This is a genomic window from Pseudomonas sp. R4-84 (assembly GCF_054130985.1).
On record NZ_CP096390.1, the window covers coordinates 1438282 to 1458862 of the forward strand.

Annotated in this window: 21 protein-coding genes; 11 read left to right on the forward strand and 10 right to left on the reverse strand. The window is 60.8% G+C overall.

Translation table 11 applies throughout. The features are described from left to right. Window positions 1–76: 76 nt before the first annotated feature. Genes M1D68_RS06785 through M1D68_RS06800 form a run of 4 tightly spaced genes read right to left on the reverse strand, consistent with a single transcriptional unit; the run spans window position 77 to window position 4137 of the window. Window positions 77–1120 carry an AbrB family transcriptional regulator gene (locus M1D68_RS06785; RefSeq protein ID WP_434562808.1) on the reverse strand — a complete coding sequence of 348 codons (1044 nt, stop codon included), beginning with the start codon at window positions 1118–1120 and terminating at the stop codon, window positions 77–79. Next, a complete protein-coding gene (locus M1D68_RS06790) occupies window positions 1113–2627 on the reverse strand; it encodes a tripartite tricarboxylate transporter permease (protein ID WP_420766717.1) in 1515 nt (504 codons plus the stop codon). Before M1D68_RS06790 ends, M1D68_RS06785 begins: the two co-directional genes overlap by 8 nt. 1 nt (window position 2628) lies before the next feature. After that, a complete protein-coding gene (locus M1D68_RS06795; RefSeq protein WP_434562810.1) occupies window positions 2629–3090 on the reverse strand; it encodes a tripartite tricarboxylate transporter TctB family protein in 462 nt (153 codons plus the stop codon). Window positions 3091–3144: 54 nt separating this feature from the next. After that, complete coding sequence (locus M1D68_RS06800; RefSeq protein ID WP_434562812.1) at window positions 3145–4137, reverse strand: Bug family tripartite tricarboxylate transporter substrate binding protein; 993 nt, start codon at window positions 4135–4137, stop codon at window positions 3145–3147. A gap of 420 nt (window positions 4138–4557) precedes the next feature. On the opposite strand from M1D68_RS06800, the gene M1D68_RS06805 reads away from it, so the two are divergent. Both M1D68_RS06805 and M1D68_RS06810 read left to right on the forward strand, forming a co-directional pair. Then, window positions 4558–5229 carry a response regulator gene (locus M1D68_RS06805; protein ID WP_420766714.1) on the forward strand — a complete coding sequence of 224 codons (672 nt, stop codon included), beginning with the start codon at window positions 4558–4560 and terminating at the stop codon, window positions 5227–5229. Then, window positions 5222–6607, forward strand: coding sequence for a sensor histidine kinase (locus M1D68_RS06810; RefSeq protein WP_457969756.1), 1386 nt, complete (start codon window positions 5222–5224; stop codon window positions 6605–6607). The genes M1D68_RS06805 and M1D68_RS06810 overlap by 8 nt, the downstream gene beginning before the upstream one ends. Window positions 6608–6665: 58 nt before the next feature. Here M1D68_RS06810 and M1D68_RS06815 read toward each other — a convergent pair whose 3' ends face one another. Then, window positions 6666–7487 carry an HDOD domain-containing protein gene (locus tag M1D68_RS06815; RefSeq protein WP_434562814.1) on the reverse strand — a complete coding sequence of 274 codons (822 nt, stop codon included), beginning with the start codon at window positions 7485–7487 and terminating at the stop codon, window positions 6666–6668. Between the two features lie 35 nt (window positions 7488–7522). Continuing rightward, on the reverse strand, window positions 7523–8464 hold the full coding sequence (gene ygfZ / locus M1D68_RS06820) for a CAF17-like 4Fe-4S cluster assembly/insertion protein YgfZ (RefSeq protein ID WP_457969758.1): 942 nt from the start codon (window positions 8462–8464) through the stop codon (window positions 7523–7525). 149 nt (window positions 8465–8613) lie between these two features. Here ygfZ and M1D68_RS06825 point away from each other — a divergent pair, with 149 nt between their 5' ends. Further along, window positions 8614–8868, forward strand: coding sequence for an FAD assembly factor SdhE (locus M1D68_RS06825; protein ID WP_003184348.1), 255 nt, complete (start codon window positions 8614–8616; stop codon window positions 8866–8868). After that, window positions 8852–9304: a protein YgfX gene (locus tag M1D68_RS06830; RefSeq protein ID WP_434610097.1), complete on the forward strand. Its 453-nt coding sequence runs from the start codon at window positions 8852–8854 to the stop codon at window positions 9302–9304. The genes M1D68_RS06825 and M1D68_RS06830 overlap by 17 nt, the downstream gene beginning before the upstream one ends. Here M1D68_RS06830 and nadB read toward each other — a convergent pair. Next, complete coding sequence (gene nadB / locus M1D68_RS06835) at window positions 9273–10889, reverse strand: L-aspartate oxidase (RefSeq protein WP_434675236.1); 1617 nt, start codon at window positions 10887–10889, stop codon at window positions 9273–9275. The two genes, M1D68_RS06830 and nadB, sit on opposite strands and share 32 nt — an antisense overlap. A 557-nt stretch (window positions 10890–11446) precedes the next feature. Here nadB and rpoE point away from each other — a divergent pair. The 4 genes from rpoE (at window position 11447) to M1D68_RS06855 (ending at window position 15259) form a co-directional block, all read left to right on the forward strand. Continuing rightward, window positions 11447–12028, forward strand: coding sequence for an RNA polymerase sigma factor RpoE (rpoE, locus tag M1D68_RS06840; protein ID WP_003172477.1), 582 nt, complete (start codon window positions 11447–11449; stop codon window positions 12026–12028). Window positions 12029–12058: 30 nt separating this feature from the next. Further along, window positions 12059–12646 (forward strand): sigma-E factor negative regulatory protein, encoded by a 588-nt coding sequence (locus M1D68_RS06845; protein ID WP_039593313.1) that lies wholly within the window; start codon window positions 12059–12061, stop codon window positions 12644–12646. 8 nt (window positions 12647–12654) lie between these two features. Continuing rightward, window positions 12655–13602: a MucB/RseB C-terminal domain-containing protein gene (locus M1D68_RS06850; RefSeq protein WP_457969770.1), complete on the forward strand. Its 948-nt coding sequence runs from the start codon at window positions 12655–12657 to the stop codon at window positions 13600–13602. A 229-nt stretch (window positions 13603–13831) separates the two neighbouring features. Beyond that, window positions 13832–15259 carry a DegQ family serine endoprotease gene (locus tag M1D68_RS06855; protein WP_434701075.1) on the forward strand — a complete coding sequence of 476 codons (1428 nt, stop codon included), beginning with the start codon at window positions 13832–13834 and terminating at the stop codon, window positions 15257–15259. Between the two features lie 69 nt (window positions 15260–15328). Here the strand turns inward: M1D68_RS06855 and M1D68_RS06860 are convergent, their stop codons facing one another. Then, window positions 15329–16762 carry a M48 family metalloprotease gene (locus tag M1D68_RS06860; RefSeq protein ID WP_445571446.1) on the reverse strand — a complete coding sequence of 478 codons (1434 nt, stop codon included), beginning with the start codon at window positions 16760–16762 and terminating at the stop codon, window positions 15329–15331. 98 nt (window positions 16763–16860) lie between these two features. Between M1D68_RS06860 and M1D68_RS06865 the strand changes: the two genes are divergently transcribed. Further along, window positions 16861–17100, forward strand: coding sequence for a sulfurtransferase TusA family protein (locus M1D68_RS06865; protein ID WP_434562826.1), 240 nt, complete (start codon window positions 16861–16863; stop codon window positions 17098–17100). A gap of 29 nt (window positions 17101–17129) precedes the next feature. Continuing rightward, entirely contained in the window at window positions 17130–18200 is a 1071-nt protein-coding gene (locus tag M1D68_RS06870; protein ID WP_420766704.1) for an AI-2E family transporter, read from the forward strand. A 132-nt stretch (window positions 18201–18332) separates the two neighbouring features. On the opposite strand, the gene M1D68_RS06875 is transcribed toward M1D68_RS06870, so the two are convergent. Continuing rightward, window positions 18333–18806 carry a peroxiredoxin gene (locus M1D68_RS06875; RefSeq protein WP_434675234.1) on the reverse strand — a complete coding sequence of 158 codons (474 nt, stop codon included), beginning with the start codon at window positions 18804–18806 and terminating at the stop codon, window positions 18333–18335. A 10-nt stretch (window positions 18807–18816) separates the two neighbouring features. Then, complete coding sequence (locus M1D68_RS06880; protein ID WP_003184325.1) at window positions 18817–19377, reverse strand: glycine cleavage system transcriptional repressor; 561 nt, start codon at window positions 19375–19377, stop codon at window positions 18817–18819. A 315-nt stretch (window positions 19378–19692) separates the two neighbouring features. Here M1D68_RS06880 and dapA point away from each other — a divergent pair, with 315 nt between their 5' ends. Further along, entirely contained in the window at window positions 19693–20571 is an 879-nt protein-coding gene (gene dapA, locus M1D68_RS06885) for a 4-hydroxy-tetrahydrodipicolinate synthase (protein ID WP_420766702.1), read from the forward strand. The last annotated feature ends 10 nt before the right edge of the window (window positions 20572–20581 follow it).

The following is a 20581-nucleotide window of genomic DNA, read 5'->3' on the forward strand; positions in this document are numbered from 1 at the left end:
TTTGTGGTGGGACGCCAAATGGATACTCGCCGCAGACTCCTGTGGGAGCGAGCCTGCTCGCGATGAGGCAACTCGGTTACAAGCTTGAACCTGTCTTGCGCATCCAATACCTGAACAACGGCTCCGCCAGGAACAGCACGAACAGCAGCCGCATCACCTGCAACGCCGTGACCAACGGCACCGACAATTGCAACGTCTCCGCCGTCAGGCTCATCTCCGCGATGCCACCGGGCATCATGCCCAGGGTCAGCGAACGCAAATCCAGGTGAGTCAAGGTGCTCAGGCCCAGGGCCGCGAGCGTGGCGATCAGCATCGTCAATACCGTGCCAACCAATGTACGCCCCATGAACGACGGTGCCCGGCGGAAGAACTGCCGGTTGAAATGACAGCCCAGGCCGCTGCCGATCAGCCATTGGCCGATCTGGCTACCGCCGTCGGGCAGGCCGATGTGCAAATCCCAGCCGATGCTCACCGCCGCGCTGACCAACAGCGGACCGAACAGCCATGGGTTGGGCTGGCGAAGGCGCTCCCAGATCCAGGCGAGCAGTGCGCCGGCCGGGAACAGGATCGCCAGCCACATCCAGTCCACCGTCGTGGCGTGTTGCAGTGGGGTGCCTTCGCCCAGCAGGTACTTGAAGGCGGCGGGAACGCACAGCACCACCACCAGCACGCGTAGGCTCTGGCCCGCGGCGACATGGCTGAGCATCGCGCCGTTGCGGGCGCCGAGGTTGACCATTTCGCCGGAACCGCCTGGCATGCTGGAAAAGAAAGCGGTGGCGCGGTCCTCGCCGGTGCGGCGCATCAGCCACACGCTCACCACGCTGGACACGCTGGTGATCAGCGCGCCGAAGAAAATCAGGCCGAAGTGGCTCAGGACTTGCTCCATCACCACTGGCGTAAAGTGCAGGCCGATACCGATGCCCACCACCCATTGGCCGCATTTGCGGCCGCCGGGGATTTCCATCAATTGCCATGGCGTGAGGCAGCGCACCAGGATGATCGCCAACAGCGAGCCGACCATCCAGGGCAAGGGCCAGCCGATCAGGCTGGCCAGATAACCGCCGGCCAGACCGACCAGCGGTGTTCCCCACCATTGTCTGAAAGTTGTCGTCTCAGGCATTGGCCAGGGCACGACGCTGGGCACTGCGGCGACGCCAGATGCGCAGCAGCGGCAGGAACAACATGATTGCGGTCAGGACCCAGCAACCGAAGGTGATCGGGCTCGACCAGAGGATTTCCAGCGCGCCGTTGGAGATCGACAACGCACGACGCAGGTTCTGCTCCATCAGGCCGCCAAGGATGAAGCCCAGCAGGACTGGCGACAGCGGGAACTCAAGCTTGCGCAGGATATAGCCGAAGATACCGATGCCGATCATCAGGAACAGGTCGAACGTGGTGGCGTGTACCGCATAGACACCGATCCCGGTGATGATTGCGATGACCGGCACCAGCGCCCAGTTCGGCACCGCCAGGATGCGCGTAAACACGCGGATCATAGGGATGTTGAGGATCACCAGCATGACGTTGGCGATGAACAACGAGGCGATCAGGCCCCAGACGATGTCCGGTTGCTGTTGGAACAGCAGCGGGCCGGGGGTGATGTTGTACAGCGACAGCGCGCCGATCATGACCGCCGTGGTGCCCGAGCCGGGAACGCCGAGGGTCAGCATAGGCACGAGGGCGCCGCAGGCTGCGCCACCGATGGCGGTTTCCGGCGCCGCGAGGCCACGCTTGTCGCCCTGGCCGAACGTACCGGTGGCACCGGCCATGCGTTTTTCAGTCATATAGGCTACGGCACTGGCCAGGGTCGCGCCGGCACCTGGCAATACGCCCATGATGAAACCGAGCACGCCACAGCGCATGTTCACCCAGAACACCGAGGCAGCTTCCTTGACGTTGAACATCATCCGCCCGGTGGCTTTCACAGCTTCCTGGCCGCGATGGGTTTTTTCCAGCAGCAACAGAATCTCGCTGATGGAGAACAGGCCCAGCACCAGCACGACGAACTGGATGCCATCGGTCAAGTGAATGTTGTCACCGGTGAAGCGGTAGACGCCGCTGTTGGCGTCGATGCCGACGCACGACAGGAACAGACCGATCAGCGCGGCGATGAACGTCTTGAGCGGTCGATCACCGGCCATGCCGCCCAGGCAGACGATGGCGAACACCATCAGTACGAAATATTCCGCCGGTCCGAAGGCAATTGCCCATTTGGCCAGCAAGGGAGCAAACAGCACCATGCCGCAGGTGGCGATGAGCGCGCCGAGGAACGAACTCCACGCCGACAATGACAAAGCGACCCCGGCCAGGCCTTGGCGAGCCATTGGATAGCCGTCCAGCGTGGTCATTACAGTGGACGCTTCGCCCGGGATGTTGAGCAGAATCGAGCTGATACGCCCGCCGTATTCGCAGCCCAGGTAAACGGCCGCCAACAGGATCAACGCCGACTCCGGCGGCAGGCCCAGGGCGAAGGCGATCGGGATCAGCAGCGCCACGCCGTTGATCGGGCCCAGGCCCGGCAGCAGCCCTACGACGGTGCCGATCAAGGTGCCGCTCAACGCGGTGACGAGGTTGTAGGGAGTCAATGCAACGCCAAAACCCTGGCCGAGATAATTCAGGGTATCCATATCAATTCTCCAGGACGTCGAGCAGGCCCAGGGGCAGCGGCACGTCCATCAGCTTGTCGAACAACAGATAAAGACCAATGGCCATCAGGCTGATGATCACTACGCTCGGTACCCAGCGGCCGCCGTACAGGCGCGCCATCGGCACGCCGGTGACAATGCTGGCGAGGATGAAGCCCAGGGGTTCGAAAGTTCCGGCGAAGACCAACAGCAGCAAAACGCAGATGCCGATTTTCTGCAGGGTTTCACGGTCCAGTTGCGGGTCGTCTTCGCTGTGCACGACGGGGGTAGGACGAAACAGCATGTACAGCAGCGCCAGCCCCATCAGCCCGATTATCAGCAGGGGAAAGGCGCGCGGGCCGACCGGTTCATAGGAAAAGGCGGCCTGATAAGGCCAGGCCATCAGCGCCAGGCCGATACAGGCCAGCAGCAGCACCGCGGCAACAATACGTTGGATGACGAGCATGACTAACTCCTGGGCGGCGCCGGTTGTGCCGACGCCGCCGCGAGACAGGGGCGATTACTGGATCAGGCCGAACTCTTTGGCCAGCATCTTGTAGTCGGCCACTTGCTTCTTCACGTAGGTGTCCAGCTCCGGACCGGTCATGGCGAACGGGAACAGTTCGCGCTGGTCACGCAGCTTGGCGAACTCTTCGGAGGCCAGCAGTTTGTCGAAGGCGTTTTTCCACCAGGCGTATTCCTCATCGGTGACCTTCGGGCCCAGGTAGAAGCCACGTACCACCGGCCAGCGGATGTCGTAGCCTTGTTCCACGGCGGTCGGGATGTCTTTCATTTCCGGCTCTTCCAGGCGCTTATCGGAGAATACGGCCAGCAGACGCATGTCGCCGCTCAGGATGTGTGGCATGGAGTCGGAGATGTCCGTACTGCCCACCTGGATATGACCGCCGAGCAGAGCGGTAGCGATTTCGCCGCCGCCTTCAAGGGCCACGTAGCGCAGTTTGCGCGGGTCGATACCGGCGGCCTTGGCAATCAAAGCGGTCTGCATCCAGTCCTGGCTACCGACGGTGCCGCCAGAGCCGATCACCACCGAGCCAGGATCTTTCTTCAGAGCCTGTACCAGATCGTCGAGATTCTTGTAGGGCGAATCGCTTTTCACCGCGATGGCGCCATAGCTGGTGCCGACGGCAGCGAGCCAGCGCACATTGGTTTCATCGAAACGGCCGAACTTGCCTTGCGCCAGGTTCAGCAACGAGCCGCTGGACCAGGCCACCAGCGTGCCGGCGTCTGCCGGGCGCTGCGCAACCACTGCGTTGTAGGCCACCGCGCCGACACCGCCGGGCATGTAGGTGACGCGCATCGGCTTGGTCAGCAGCTTTTCATTGACCAGTGCGCTTTGCGCCAATTTGCAGGTCAGGTCGAAACCACCGCCGGGTGCGGCGGGGGCGATGCACTCAGGGCGCTTCGGCTCTTTGGACGAATCAGCGGCGAGCGTTTGCCCGGCGAGCATCAGGCATCCGACGGCAAGGGCTACTTTACGCAGTGCTAGGTTCATTTTTGTCTCCACAGGAGTTGTTGTTTTGTGTTTCAAATCAGGCTTCGCAGAACATGTACGGTGCAGACCCCTGAACGCGTGTCAAAGACGCAGCAGTTCGGTCTGCGCAGAGGCACAGGCAAGGGTAGTCTGGTTGGGGCAGCAAAGGCGGGTGGGCATTGAAGCCTGGAGCTGTATGGACAGCATGGTGAATACTCCGCTTATTGTTTTTATTCGGCGAAAACGCTTCGTGGCGTTTTTCGTTCGCGAGGTGTGTCGCGACCGGCAGTCGAAACTGTCCGTGGAGCGACTCTAACGACCCAACCTTTCGCTAACCTTTCAAAAGCTTTCAGGATGATTTTTGGCTTCACAGTGGCGGATGCGGCTGTAAACTCCGCGCCAAAGAATGGCGCCGGCCATCCCTGAATCGAGGAAAAACCCATGCGTGTTCTGCTCGTCGAAGACCATCTGCAGCTGGCCGAAAGTGTCGCCCAGGCGCTCAAGAGCACGGGTTTGACAGTGGACGTGCTGCACGATGGGGTGGCCGCTGACCTGGCCCTGAGCAGCGAGGAATACGCCGTGGCGATTCTAGATGTGGGGCTGCCGCGCATGGACGGTTTCGAAGTGCTGGCGCGCTTGCGGGCGCGGGGCAAGACCTTGCCGGTGCTGATGTTGACCGCGCGCAGCGACGTCAAGGACCGCGTCCACGGCCTGAACCTCGGCGCCGATGATTACCTGGCCAAGCCATTCGAACTGACCGAGCTGGAAGCCCGGGTCAAGGCGTTGCTGCGCCGTAGCGTACTCGGGGGCGAGCGCCAGCAGCGCTGCGGTGGGTTGGTCTACGACCTGGACACCCGCCGCTTTACGCTTGATGAGGAATTGATGACCTTGACCTCCCGCGAGCAGGCGGTCCTGGAGGCGTTGATAGCTCGACCGGGGCGGGTGATGAGCAAGGAACAGCTGGCCGCCCAGGTGTTTGGCCTGGACGAAGAGGCCAGCCCCGACGCCATCGAGATCTACGTTCATCGGCTGCGTAAGAAACTTGATGGCCATGCGGTGGCGATCGTGACGTTCCGGGGCCTGGGCTATTTGCTGGAAACCCGTGATGCATAAGCCCGACAGCCTGCGCTGGCGGCTCCTTCGCAACCTTGCATCGCTGCTGGTGGTGCTGATGCTCGCCAGTGGGCTGAGTGCCTATTGGAATGGCCGCGAAGCGGCCGATACTGCCTATGACCGGACGCTGCTGGCTTCGGCCCGGACCATTGCCGCCGGGCTTTCCCAGCGAGACGGCACCCTGAGTGCGGACGTGCCGTACGTGGCCTTGGACACCTTCGCCTATGACAGCGCCGGGCGTATCTACTATCAGGTCAACGATATCCACCAAAAGCTCATCTCCGGATACGAGAATCTTCCTGGCCCGCCGCCGGGTACGCCGCGCACGGACGATTACCCCGCGCTGGCGCGCTTCTATAACGCCTCTTATCAGGGCCAGAATGTGCGCGTCGTAAGCCTGCTCAAGGCCGTGAGCGAGCCGGAGATGAACGGCATGGCGGAAATCCGCGTGGCGGAAACCGAAGAGGCGCGGGTCAGCATGGCGCGCAGCTTGATGGCCGATACCTTGCTGCGGTTGGGCATGCTGGCGGTGGGTGCGCTGCTTTTGGTGTGGTTCGCGGTCAGTGCCGCGCTGCGTCCCCTGGAACGCTTGCGCACGGCGGTGGAAGAGCGGCAGCCAGACGATCTGCGACCGCTGCCGCTGGTGGAAGTCCAACATGAGTTATGGCCGCTGGTACGGGCACTCAATCACTTCACCGAGCGCCTGCGCGGCCAATTCGAGCGTCAGGCGCAATTCATTGCCGACGCCGCCCATGAGCTGCGAACGCCATTGGCCGCCCTCAAGGCTCGCCTGGAGCTGGGCCTGCGCGCCAGCGAACCTGCCACGTGGCGCCAAACCCTGGAGACCGCCGCCCAGGGCACCGACCGCTTGACCCACCTGGCCAACCAGTTGCTGTCATTGGCCCGGGTGGAAAATGGCGCCCGGGCGATTGCCGAGGGCGGCGCGCAATTGCTCGACCTGAGCCAGCTCGCCCGTGAGCTGGGCATGGCCATGGCACCCTTGGCCCATGCCCGTGGAGTCGCGTTGGCGCTGGAGGCCGATGAGCCCGTCTGGTTGCGGGGCGAACCGACGTTGCTGAACGAACTGTTGAGCAACCTGGTGGACAACGCCCTGGCCCACACCCCCTCGGGTGGCAACGTCATCCTGCGGGTGATCGCGCCGGCGGTCCTGGAAGTCGAGGACGACGGCCCCGGCATTCCTGAGACTGAGCGCGAGCGAGTATTCGAGCGCTTCTATCGACGCAACCAGCAAGTGGCCGGTTCTGGCTTGGGATTGGCGATCGTCGGGGAAATCTGTCGCGCGCATCTGGCCCAGATCACCCTGCATGACGGGCAGGAGAGTGGGCTGAAGGTGCGGGTGAGTTTTATCCCCGGCTAAGCCAGGCAATGCAAAACCCGTGGAAAGGGAGCAAAGTCCCTCGCCACAACGGGCCTTGTCAGTAAAACATCGACCGCGCTTCTTCCAGATCCGCGCAGCGGTCGTGGTTGTCCAGGTCAATGCCCAGCTTCTTGATCGCGGGGACGCCAAATACGTCGATCCTGCTCAGCGGATGATCGGAGTCCTTGTAGCAGTACAGTGCGGCGACTTGCACCAGGTCGACGTAATCGAGTTGTTCCGAATCCCGGGTGAAATCCAGATACAACCCCGGCAACTTCATCAATCGTTCCGGAAACTCCCAGACGCTGAGCAGCTTGTCCCCCAACACGGGATGAATCGTCTCGATGACGTGGTTGAGGCTGATTGGATCCGACAGCAATTCGTTGTTGTCTTCGGCGTACGTCAGGATCGGCAGCACGCCGATCTGATGGACCAATCCGCCCAGCGCGGCCTGGTCAGGCTTGAGGTGGGTATAGCTGCGACATAGCGCATAACTGACACCGGCGATCTCCAGGCTCTTGCGCCACACCTCACGCATCTTCTGTTCCACAACATCGGAGCGGGCATGGAATATCTGCTCCATGACCAGGCCAATCGCCAGGTTACTGCTGTAGTTGACGCCCAGCCGAGTGATGGCCGTGTGCAAGTCCGTCACTTCCTGCGTGGCGCGTAGCAGCGGGCTGTTGACCACTTTTATCAGGCGCGCCGAGAGTGCTGTGTCACGACCGATCACTTTGCTCAGGTTACTGACACTGATCTCCGGATCTTCCGCGGCCCGGCGAATCTGCATGGCCACTTCCGGTAGTGTGGGCAGGACCAGGTCGTCCTTATCGATGGCCGCCACCAAATCCCGCTGGACCTTATCCGCCAAATCGCTCATTTCGGTTCTCTAGGTGTTGCGACAAAATGTTGCGATCAACGCTGGATTTCGCGGTCGCGGTCCAGTTCGTAAGGCAAGTCCAGCAATTGTAGCGCGGGTCCTTCCAAAGCACCGAGATGCAAATTGCCATCCTCGGCGGCTTCGGCCTGCAACACTCCCAGCAGCTCAATATTCTGCTCGGCCCGGGCAGCAATGACGACCTCGCCGATCGAGCTGCCATGCGTAGGGGAAAACAGCGGGGTGCCAGGCTCCGGCAACTCGGCGGCGTCCAGTTGCAGGCGATACAGGCGACGCTTGAGCTTGCCGAGGTACTGCATGCGCGCGACGATTTCCTGGCCGGTATAGCAGCCTTTCTTGAAGCTGACACCGCCAACGGCCTGCAGGTTGAGCATCTGAGGAATGAACAGTTCGCATGTGGCCGCCATGACTTGGCCGATTCCCGCACGAACCTGGCCCAGCAGCCAGCGGTTCAAGTCGCCTTCGGCCAGTTGCGAGCCCAGGCGAGCGCGCAGCGTATCGGCCTGTTCGGCGCGGACCCAGAGTTCGGCCCGGCCCGGGGATACGCGGATGGCGATCAAGGATTCATGGCGTGCCATGCTATCGGTGTCGGCCGGCAGCTCCAGGCCCAGTTCGCTGAGGGCGGCGTCAGCGTTTTCCAGTCCGAAGCGAACCCAGGCCGGGCTTTCATCGGTGAGTTTGGATTTGGAAAACACCGCGTATTTTTTCAGGTCCGCCAGTTGCGGTTCGAGTAACTCGCTGGCCATCGCCATGAGTACGCCGTCGCCCTCGAGCAGGATCCGGAAGCTTGATTGCATCCGGCCTTTCTGTGTGCAGCGGGCGCCGAGGCTGGCCCGGCTGTCGCTCAGGTAATTGAGATTGCAGGTCAGTTGGCCTTGCAGGAATTTACCGGCATCCACGCCGCGGACCGCGAGAATGCCTTCGTGGGACAGGGTGCAGAAAAAAGCGGAATCAGCCATGGGTCATCGCAGGGTAAAAAAGTCTGGTGGACATCATAAGGGGGCGCCCTTGAAATGGGTAGTTGCCAAAGGATCGTCGACGGCCGACAAAGCCGTGTGTTCCGCCACGGCCGGGCCTGTATACTTGCGCCCTATTTGAGGAGCGCTCCATGGTCGAAGATGTTGAACTGAATCGCCTCTACTGGCACAGCCGCCGCGGCATGCTTGAGCTTGACGTGTTGCTGGTGCCTTTCGTGAAGGAGGTCTACCCCCACCTCAATGAGGTTGACCGTGCATGCTACGTCCGCCTGCTGGAATGTGAGGACCAGGACATGTTCGGCTGGTTCATGGAACGCAGTGAGTCCGAAGATCCGGAGTTGCAGCGCATGGTCCGGATGATCCTGGACCGTGTCCAACCCAAGTAATCGCTTCGAATGCCGCTGGCGCGCCTCCGGGCAGTTGTTGGCGGCCTATCTGCTGGCGCAGCTGTTCGCCCTTGGCTCGTTGTTGCTATTGGCCGTCCCACCCGGGTTCGCAGCCGTCGGCATCATACTGTGCCTGGGCCATGGCGCCTGGGTACTGCCGCGACACCTGTTGCTGACCCATCGACAGGCGTTTCGCGGCTTGCGTCGCGATGCCGGTGGCTGGCAGCTATGGAGCTCCGACGGCGGCTGGCAATCGGTGCAGTTGCGGCCCGATAGCCTCGCATTGCCGATAATCGTCGTGTTGCGCTTTCGCCTCCAGGGCGAGCGGCGGGTCCGCTCGCTGTGTGTGCCCCGTGATGCGCTGGCGCCGGATGTGCACCGACGCCTGCGAGTGCGGCTCAGGTTCAGCCGGCGTAGGTGGGCGGCACCAGGATAGTATCCAATGGCTCGGGCAACAGGTCCGGGTAATCGAGGGTGTAATGCAGCCCTCGACTTTCCTTGCGTTCCATCGCCGAGCGAATCATCAGTTCGGCCACTTGCGCGAGGTTGCGCAGTTCGATCAGGTCCCGGCTGACCTTGTAGTTACTGTAGAACTCATCGATCTCATCGAGCAGCAGTCGTACCCGATGCTGGGCCCGTTGCAAGCGTTTGTTGGTGCGCACGATCCCAACGTAGTCCCACATGAAGCGCCGCAGTTCGTCCCAGTTGTGGGCGATGATGACGTCTTCATCCGAGTCGGTGACCTGGCTGGCATCCCACGAGGGCAGGGCGGCAGGTATGTCGATGCGCGGCAATTGCTCAAGGATGTCGGCCGCTGCCGAGCGGGCGTAGACGAAACATTCCAGCAGCGAATTGCTGGCCATGCGATTGGCGCCGTGCAGCCCGGTAAAACTGGTTTCGCCAATGGCATACAGGCCGGGGACGTCGGTGCGACCGAACTGATCGACCATGACCCCGCCGCAGGTGTAATGCGCCGCCGGCACCACCGGGATAGGCTGCTTGGTGATGTCGATGGAAAATTCCAGGCAGCGTTCGTAGACCGTCGGGAAATGACTCTTGATGAACGCTTCGGGCTTGTGGCTGATATCCAGATAAACGCAGTCGATGCCCAGGCGCTTCATCTCATGGTCGATGGCTCGGGCAACGATGTCCCGTGGGGCCAGTTCGGCGCGGGGATCGAAGCGCTGCATGAAGCGTTCCCCGTTGGGCAGCTTCAGGTGCGCGCCTTCGCCGCGCAGGGCCTCGGTCACCAAAAAACTCTTGGCGAGCGGGTGATATAAACAAGTCGGGTGGAACTGGTTGAACTCCAGGTTCGCCACCCGGCAACCGGAACGCCAGGCCATGGCAATGCCGTCACCGCAGGCGCCGTCCGGGTTGCTGGTGTAGAGGTAGACCTTGGCCGCGCCACCGGAGGCCAGGATCACGAAGCGCGCCCCGTAGGTGTCGACTTCGCCCGTGCCACGGTTGAGCACATAGGCGCCCAGGCAGCGATCACCGTTCAGACCCAGGCGTTTTTCGGTGATCAGATCGATCGCGACCCGTTGCTCCAGCAACTCGATGTTCGGCCGTTGCCTGGCCTGGGCCAGCAGCGTCTTGAAAATCGCCGCGCCGGTCGCATCGGCGGCATGGATGATCCGCCGATGGCTATGGCCGCCCTCGCGGGTCAGGTGAAATTCAAAGCCGCCATCTTCGGTGCCGGACTGCTCATCGCGGGTGAATGGCACGCCTTGGTCGATCAGCCATTGGATGGCCTCCCTGCTGTGCTCGACGGTAAAGCGCACCGCATCCTGATTGCACAGCCCGCCGCCAGCGTTGAGTGTGTCGTCGACGTGGGATTGGATCGTGTCGGCGTCATCCAGCACGGCCGCGACGCCGCCCTGGGCCCAGAACGTCGAGCCGTTGGCCAGGTCGCCCTTGCTCAGCACGGCGATGCGCAGATGCGCGGGCAAAGTCAGCGCCAGGCTCAATCCGGCGGCACCGCTGCCGATTACCAGAACATCATGTTGGAACTGTTGGCTCATTCGAATGATTTCCGCTCAAAGCGACCCGTGAGGGGTTGGCGCCGGACATCCGTTTGACGGGTCGGGCAGCCTTGCAGCCCACTAGTATATAGAGGGGGGGATCGGCACAATAGCCGGGCAATCATGGCGATGTGAAACCAGCGTGACGGAAAAACAACACGCTTCGTCGGATCAGGGTTTTCTTGAAATGGCGACAACGCGACGTTTTCGCGGACAGAACGTTGTTTATCTCGTCACGGTTGCCAGATTTTCGTTTCGAAGAGCTGAAAATAGCGGGAACTTTTGCCAAGCGCCTACGTTCAATAGACGGTTGTCTGCAAAAGGGAACAGCGTCGGGTTGGTTAAGGACTTCGATTCAAGTCCTCGTCCGACAGGCCCGGCGACAGATTATTCGCGCAGCCGGGGAATCTCGTGCTGCGTTTTTCGTGCGTGCCGGATCAGAGCGCGCCGGAAACTTGCTTGGAAGGGGGAGAACTTTTGCGAAAAGCCCGAGTCTATGTTTGCAAGCCCGGTCGATTAGTAGTGCAACCCTCCTTCGAGCTTATCGAGGAGTGTTCATGCTAACCCAGGAAGAGGATCAGCAGCTGGTCGAACGCGTTCAGCGCGGCGACAAGCGAGCTTTCGATCTGCTAGTGCTGAAATACCAGCACAAAATTCTCGGGTTGATCGTGCGTTTCGTGCACGACACCCATGAAGCCCAGGATGTTGCCCAGGAAGCCTTCATCAAGGCCTACCGCGCACTTGGAAATTTCCGCGGGGATAGCGCGTTTTACACGTGGCTTTACCGCATCGCCATTAACACGGCGAAAAACTATCTGGTTTCACGCGGCCGCCGGCCGCCGGATAGTGATGTGAGTTCCGAAGATGCTGAGTTCTACGATGGCGATCATGGCCTCAAGGACCTCGAATCTCCGGAGCGTGCATTGCTGCGGGATGAGATCGAAGGCACCGTCCATCGAACCATCCAGCAATTGCCTGAAGATTTGCGTACGGCTTTAACTTTACGTGAATTCGACGGTCTGAGTTACGAGGACATTGCGAGCGTCATGCAATGTCCGGTGGGTACCGTGCGCTCCCGGATCTTCCGCGCTCGGGAGGCCATCGATAAAGCCCTGCAACCGTTGTTGCAGGAAAACTGAGACAGCGGCGACAGCCAAGAGAGGAACGCCATGAGTCGTGAAGCCCTGCAGGAATCGCTGTCCGCAGTGATGGATAACGAAGCGGACGAATTGGAATTACGTCGGGTATTGAATGCCTTCGACGATGTTGAAACCCGTGAGACCTGGGCGCGCTATCAGATCGCCCGGGCTGTCATGCACAAGGACCTGCTGCTTCCGCGTCTGGATATCGCTGCGGCAGTGTCTGCTGCGCTGGCTGATGAAGCCGTACCGGCAAAAGCCTCCCGCGGTCCATGGCGCAGCCTGGGTCGCCTGGCTGTAGCTGCTTCGGTCACCGTTGCGGTACTGGCCGGTGTGCGGTTGTACAACCAGGATGAGATCGCTGGCGTTCAAATGGCGCAGCAATCGAACCAGCCAAGCCTGGCAACGCCACAGGTCAAAGGTCCTGCGGTGCTGGCCGGCTACAGTGAAGGTTCGGAAGCTGCTGGCCCGATGAACAATGGTGTCCTGCAAGGACAACCAGGCTGGCACGATCAGCGCCTGCCTAACTACCTGCGCCAGCATGCCCAACAGGCTGCATTGAAGGGCACTGAAAGCGCGCTGCCCTACGCTCGCGCGGCCAGTCTGGAAAACCGTTAAGGAGGACCATGCGCGCCATACCTCTTTTATCGCTTCTGCTCGGTGGCTGGTGCGTGATTCCAGCCCATGCCGGCGAGGCTCAAGACTGGCTTAATCGCCTGAGTCAAGCCGAGCAACAGCAAAGCTTCCAGGGCACTTTCGTTTACGAGCGTAACGGTAGTTTTTCTACCCATAACATCTGGCATCGCGTCCAGGATGGCAAAATCCGCGAGCGGTTGCTCCAGCTCGACGGTTCGGCACAGGAGGTCATGCGCATTGATGGACGTACTCAATGCGTCAGTGGCACCTTGATCGCCGGGCTGGGAAATACGCCAGATGGCACTGCACGTGCGCTCGATCCGCAAAAACTCAAGAATTGGTATGACCTTGCCGTGATCGGCAAGTCGCGTGTGGCTGGGCGACAAGCTGTCATTGTGGCCCTGACTCCGAAGGACCAGCATCGCTACGGGTTCGAGTTGCATCTGGACAAGGAAACCGGGCTGCCGCTCAAATCCCTGCTGCTCAACGACAAGGGACAGTTGCTCGAACGCTTTCAATTCACCCGCCTGAACATCACCTCACCTTCGGACGCTGACCTGCAGGCCAGTGCCGAATGCACGGCTGTTGCGCAGGATCCGAACAAGGCGACGGCAGTGAAGACCGCATGGCGTTCGGACTGGCTTCCGCCGGGCTTTGAATTGACCAGCAGTGTTGCGCGAAATGACCCGGACACCAAAGTGCAGGTCAGCAGCCTCATGTACGACGATGGCCTGGCTCGGTTCTCGGTGTTTCTGGAACCGTTGAACGGCGCCACGGCTACCGATACCCGAACTCAGCTAGGTCCGACCGCCGCCGTATCCCGCCGTCTGACCACGCCGCAAGGTGAAATTATGGTCACGGTGGTAGGTGAGATACCTATCGGGACGGCGGAACGGATCGCGCTTTCCATGCGCTCCGACGTCGCGGCAGCCAAGTAGCCATTGCGCAAGTGGCTCGATTGCGCGGCAGGCCGTTAACGCCAAGGCTTGATCGAATTGCTGAAACTTCCTGTCAGCATTTTCATTTGCAAAAAATCGATTTTTTTTCTATTAGGTCAGAGCCGCTCGGCTCTGGCCTTGTCTGTTTGCGGAACGAAAATACCGGCGTATCGTTCTCCGGTGTTTCAGCTCCATATCGCTTAACCATGCTCGTCGTAACGGGAGCCGTATGTCGATACCACGCTTGAAAACCTATCTCTCCATATTCGCCACCGTGCTGGTCCTCGGTCAGGCCGTTCCCGCAGCGGCGGTCGAATTGCCGGACTTCACCCAACTGGTCGAACAGGCTTCACCCGCAGTCGTGAACATCAGTACGACGCAGAAGCTGCCTGAGCGCCGGGTGATGGACCCACAGATGCCGGACCTGGAAGGTCTGCCACCCATGCTGCGCGAGTTTTTCGAGCGCGGAATGCCGCAGCCTCGTTCACCGGGTGGTGGCCGCCAGCGGGAAGCGCAATCCCTGGGTTCGGGTTTCATTATTTCGCCCGATGGCTACATCCTCACCAATAACCATGTCATCGCGGATGCCGATGAGATCCTGGTCCGCCTGGCCGATCGCAGTGAGCTCAAGGCCAAACTGATCGGCACCGATCCACGGTCCGATGTGGCGCTACTCAAAATCGAAGGCAAGGATTTGCCAGTCCTCAAGCTTGGCAAATCCCAGAACCTGAAGGCCGGCCAATGGGTCGTGGCGATCGGTTCGCCGTTCGGCTTTGACCACACCGTGACCCAGGGCATTGTCAGCGCCATCGGCCGCAGCCTGCCGAACGAGAACTACGTGCCGTTCATCCAGACCGACGTGCCGATCAACCCCGGCAACTCCGGCGGCCCGTTGTTCAACCTTGACGGTGAAGTGGTGGGCATCAATTCCCAGATCTACACCCGCTCGGGCGGTTTCATGGGTGTGTCCTTCGCCATTCCAATCGACGTCGCCATGGACGTTTCCAATCAGTTGAAAAGCGAAGGCAAAGTCAGCCGTGGCTGGCTGGGCGTGGTCATCCAGGAAGTGAACAAGGACCTGGCCGAGTCGTTCGGGCTGGAAAAACCCGCCGGTGCCCTGGTGGCACAGATCCAGGAAGGTGGCCCGGCTGCCAAGGGCGGCTTGCAGGTTGGTGATGTGATTCTCAGCCTCAATGGCCAGCCTATTGTCATGTCCGCTGATTTGCCGCACCTGGTGGGTGCCCTGAAGGCCGGTGCCAAGGCCAACCTCGAAGTGATTCGCGAAGGCAAGCGCAAGAACGTCGAGTTGACCGTTGGCGCTATACCGGAAGAGGGCAAGGAGCTGGATTCGCTGCCCAAGTCCGGCGTAGAGCGCAGCAGTAATCGCTTGGGCGTCGCGGTGGTCGAATTGACCGACGAGCAGAAGCGCACTCTGGAACTGCAGGGCGGCGTGGTGATCAGGGAAGTACAGGACGGTCCTGCTGCACTGATCGGCCTGCAACCGGGCGACATCATTACGCACCTGAATAACCAGGCCATCGGGTCCGCCAAGGAGTTCACCGATATCGCCAAGGCCCTGCCGAAGAATCGCTCGGTGTCGATGCGAGTCCTGCGCCAGGGACGTGCGAGCTTCATCACGTTCAAACTGGCTGAATAAGCCCGTCTGCAGCTGAAAAAAACCGCCTCGATGTATGTCGAGGCGGTTTTTTTTATGCCTGGCTGAAGCTCAGCCCATCATGTCCTTGACCATTCGCTCCTGTTCCATAAGCTCACGCTGCCGTGCGTCGATGCGGGACGACAATGGAAAGTTGCCGCCGGCGCGGCGTTTGGCGAAGTCCAATTGTTGAATCGCCTGGCGATAGTCGCCGACCAACGCGAAGTATTCGGCGCGGGCCTGATGCAAGCCGATGATGTTGCCCGACAGGCCGCGCGTCTCGGCGACCATGTACCAGACGTCTGGATCGTCCGGGCGATTCTTGAGCAGCGTCTCCAGGGCTTTTTCTGCGTCAGCGGGGCGGTTTTGCTTTAGCAGCAGGTCGACGCGCACTTGGTTGAGCGGATAGTTGCCAGGGTATTGAACCAGCATCCGGTCGACGCGGGATTGGGCGTCAGCCAGCTTGTTGTTGGTAATGTCCAGATCGACTTGGGCCAGGTTGTAGATGATTTCGTTGGGTGATTTGGCCAGCAGCGGCTTGAGGTTCTCCCGCGCTTCATTCAACTGGCCCCCCTTGACCTGGGCGATGGCCAGGCCATAGCGGGCCACATCGTTTTTGGGGTTCTCGTCCAACAGTGCGCGAAAGCGCTTGGCGGCCAGGCCTGGGGTTTCCTCATAGGTCAGCTGGACGCGCGCACGAATCAGTTGATAACGCATGCTGTCCTCGATGCCCCCCGGCTTGGCCTGTTCGGCGCGGTTGCGGGTGTCGGCGATACGCGACTCGGTGACCGGGTGCGTCAACAGAAACTCCGGAGGCTTGGCGTCAAAGCGGTATTGGCGCATCAGACGCTCGAACATGGTCGGCATGGATCGAGGGTCGTACCCAGCTTTTTCCAGATTCTGGATGCCGATTCGGTCGGCTTCCTGTTCGTTCTGGCGCGAAAAGCGCCGTTGCTCCTGGATGGCGGCGGCCTGGGTCCCCGCGATGGCGGCAATCCCTGCATCGCCCCCGCCAGCGGCGGCGACCACGATGCCAGCCAGCAGCGCGGCCATCATCGGCACTTGCATGCGCTGTTGAGCTTCCACGCCACGGGCGAAGTGGCGCTGCGACAAGTGCGCCAGCTCGTGGGCCATGACCGACGCGTATTCGCCTTCGGTCTGTGCGTTGAGGAACAGCCCGCCGTTGACCCCGACGATTCCGCCCGGTGCGGCGAAGGCGTTGAGCTGCGGGCTGTTGATCAGGATGAATTCCAGGCGCCGGTCATTGACCTGGCTGGTCTCCACCAGCTTGTAGACGCTGGTTTCGACGTAGTCCTTGAGCTGGGGGTCGTTGAGCTGTGAAACCTGGCTGCGCAGCAGCGCCAGCCAGGCGCGGCCCAGTTGGTGCTCCTGTTCTGGCGAGACGATGGCAGAACTGGCGTCGCCAAGTGACGGCAGGTCGTCGGCGAAGCCCGGTGAGGCAAGCAGGCAGGCGAGCGTCAGCAGGGTGGGGCGCAGAAATGTCATGCACGAAGCCTTAGTCGACAAAGACCTTACTGTAGCCGGACAGCGGGTCCGGGACCAGATATTCTAGGCGGCTCGACGACCCGTTGCGGAGTGAAACAATGACCGATGCTGTAGCCCACGATGCCGAGCTGGACGCCAGTGGCCTGAATTGTCCGTTGCCGTTGCTCAAGGCCAAGCTGGAACTCAATCGTCTGACCAGTGGCGCCGTGCTCAAGGTAACCGCCACGGACGCTGGCTCCCAGCGCGATTTCCGCACCTTCGCCCGGTTGGCCGGTCATACGCTGCTGCGTGAAGAGGACGAAAACGGCACCTACCGTTACTGGTTGAAAAAAGCCTGAAGGCAGGCGACATCTCTTAGGGATTTTTAATGTTCAAAGTGTTACGCGACTGGATTCAGCGCTACTTTTCCGATGAAGAGGCGGTGGTCCTGGCAGTGCTCCTGTTCCTGGCTTTTACCGCCGTGCTCACGCTGGGCGGCATGTTGGCACCGGTGTTGGCGGGGATGGTGCTGGCGTACCTGATGCAAGGGCTGGTCATCACTTTGGAGCGCTTGCGACTGCCGGGTTCGGTCGCGGTAGGGTTGGTGTTCGCGCTGTTCATGGGCGTGCTGGTGGTCTTCCTGGTGGTGATCGTGCCCTTGCTGTGGCACCAGTTGGTGACGTTGTTCAACGAATTGCCGGGGATGCTCGTCAAATGGCAATCGCTGCTGTTGCTGCTACCGGAGCGTTATCCCCACCTGGTCTCGGACGAGCAGGTATTGCAGACGATCGAAGTGGTACGCGGCGAGATCGGCAAGTTCGGCCAGTGGGCGCTGACGTTTTCGCTGTCCAGCCTGCCGTTGCTCGTGAACATCATGATCTATCTGGTGCTGGTGCCGATCCTGGTGTTTTTCTTCCTCAAGGACCGGGAAATGATCGGACGCTGGGTCCGCGGTTACCTGCCGCGCGAACGGGCATTGATCACCCGGGTGGCGCAGGAGATGAATCGGCAGATCGCCAATTACATCCGCGGTAAAGTCATCGAGATTTTTATCTGTGGCGGCGTCACCTACATCGGCTTCGTCGCCCTGGGGCTCAATTACGCCGCCCTGTTGGCGCTGCTGGTGGGTATTTCAGTGGTGGTGCCCTACGTCGGCACCGTAGTGGTGACCGTGCCGGTGGCATTGATCGCACTGTTCCAGTGGGGCTGGAGCGATCAGTTCATCTATCTGATGGCCGTCTACGGAATCATCCAGACCCTGGACGGCAACGTGCTCGTACCGTTGCTGTTCTCCGAGGCGGTGAACCTGCATCCGGTGGCGATTATCTGCGCAGTGTTGTTGTTCGGTGGATTGTGGGGGTTCTGGGGAGTGTTCTTCGCGATTCCCCTGGCGACGCTGTTCAAGGCAGTGCTGGATGCGTGGCCGAGCAAGGAGCCGGTAGTGGCGCCGTTGCTATAGCAGTGATATAGCCGGTGATGCTACCGGCCCTTTCGCGAGCAGGCTCGCTCCCACAGGGGATTTGCGGTGTTCCGTGAAATCCTGTGGGAGCGAGCTTGCTCGCGATGAGGCCGAAGCTGACAACGATAAAACTCAGGCCTTGTTGAGCGCCTGAGCCGCCGCCAACACCGCATCCACATGCCCCGGCACCTTCACGCCACGCCATTCCTGGCGCAACACTCCCTGTTTATCGATCAGGAACGTGCTGCGATCAACGCCCAGGTATTCCTTGCCGTAAAGCTTCTTCAACTTGATCACGTCGAACAACTGGCAAACCGCTTCGTCCTTGTCGCTGATCAGCTCGAAGGGGAACTCCTGCTTGCACTTGAAGTTCTCGTGGGACTTGAGGCTGTCCCGGGAGACGCCGAACACTTCGGTGTTGGCGGCCTGGAATTGCGCGTACTGATCGCGGAAACCCTGGCCTTCGGTGGTGCAGCCGGGCGTGCTGTCCTTGGGGTAGAAATAAATGACCACTTGCTTGCCCTTCAGGGCTGCGAGGCTGATGGTCTGCCCGCTGGTGGCGGGCGCCTGGAAATCGGTAACCGGCTGGTCGATGGCAACGGCCATGAACGCTTCCTTACATTGGGTTTTGTGGGCGCCACGGTTCGATCAATGCGTCCAGGTTCATCGCATCGGCGAAATCCAGGAACTGATCACGCAGCCAGCTGATCTGGGTGCCGGCCGGCAGTGTCACGGTGAACGTGGCGTTGAGCATGGTGCCGCCGGTCTGCGGGGCCTGGTAGGTGTCGCAGGTCAGGTTCTCCAGTTCGACGTGGTGGTCCATGAAGAACTGGCACAGCTCGTTGATGATGTCCGGGCGGTAGGCCGAGCTGACGTAAGCCACATAAGGCAGGGCCTGGGGACGATTCTCCAAGGCGGCGCTGCGTACCACGTTGACGGTGAAGGCATGTTTCTTGGCCAGTACAGGCAGGCTGCCCTCAAGGCGGGCCAGCGCGTCCCAGCTGCCGGAAATTTCCAGCACGAGCGCGCTGCACTCGCCATGACGGGTCAGGCGTGACGTCACGACGGCGCAGCGATTTTCATGGCTGGCGCGGCACAGGACGTTAGTCAGCTCCATGGGGTTGGCGCCAAGGGCACTGATAACAAGGAATTGTTCGCGGACTGTGGGGGTGGACATGCAGCATTCCTAAAGCGATGAGCGGTCGGTACGTTTCAGCTCGATGTGGTGCCAGCCTTGGGAAATCGAACGGTTCAAGCCCTTCGCCTCGTGGATGCGTTGCGTTGCGGGGCAACACAAATACACCGGGACACACGCAGGATCGGGGCTTGTAACGACGAAAACGGAGGCTGGGGACCGGCGCATGAGCTTATCGCTACCGATCAAAGCCTGAAGGGTAGCGAAAACCATCGCCAAGGGGAATGGGAGTTCGCTTGTACAAGCATCTTGGCGCCAGTACCATTACGGCTCTCTTTTTCCGGCAGGAGCGGTTTCATGATTGCGGGCAGTATGGTGGCACTGGTCACACCCATGGATGCACAAGGGCGTCTTGACTGGGCCAGCCTCAGCAAACTCGTGGACTTCCACCTTGAAAACGGCACCCATGCCATTGTCGCCGTCGGCACCACCGGCGAGTCGGCTACCCTTGATGTCAACGAACATATCGAAGTCATCCGCGCCGTCGTCAAGCAGGTCAACGGGCGCATTCCGGTGATCGCCGGCACCGGAGCCAACTCGACCCGCGAAGCCGTCGAACTGACCCGCAACGCCAAGGAAGCCGGCGCCGATGCCTGCCTGCTGGTCGTTCCGTACTACAACAAGCCGACCCAGGAAGGCTTGTACCAGCATTTCAAGTACATTGCCGAAGCGGTCGACATCCCACAGATCCTCTATAACGTTCCCGGCCGCACCTCCTGCGATATGCAAGCCGAGACCGTGATTCGCCTGTCCACCGTGCCGAACATCATCGGCATCAAGGAAGCCACGGGCGACCTGGTACGGGCCAAGGCCATCCTCGATGGCGTCAGCAAGGATTTCATCGTGCTGTCTGGCGATGACCCGACAGCCGTCGAGCTGATCCTGCTGGGCGGCAAGGGCAATATTTCCGTGACCGCCAACGTCGCTCCGCGAGAAATGGCCGATCTGTGCGAGGCCGCGCTCAAGGGCGATGCCGAGACCGCACGTGCAATCAACGAAAAACTGATGCCGCTGCACAAGGACCTGTTCATCGAAGCCAACCCGATCCCGGTGAAGTTTGCCTTGGTCGAAATGGGCCTGATGCACGAAGGCATTCGCCTGCCGCTCACCTGGTTGAGCAACACCTGTCACGAACCGCTGCGGCAGGCCATGCGCCAGTCCGGCGTCCTGGTTTAATTGAGGAAGT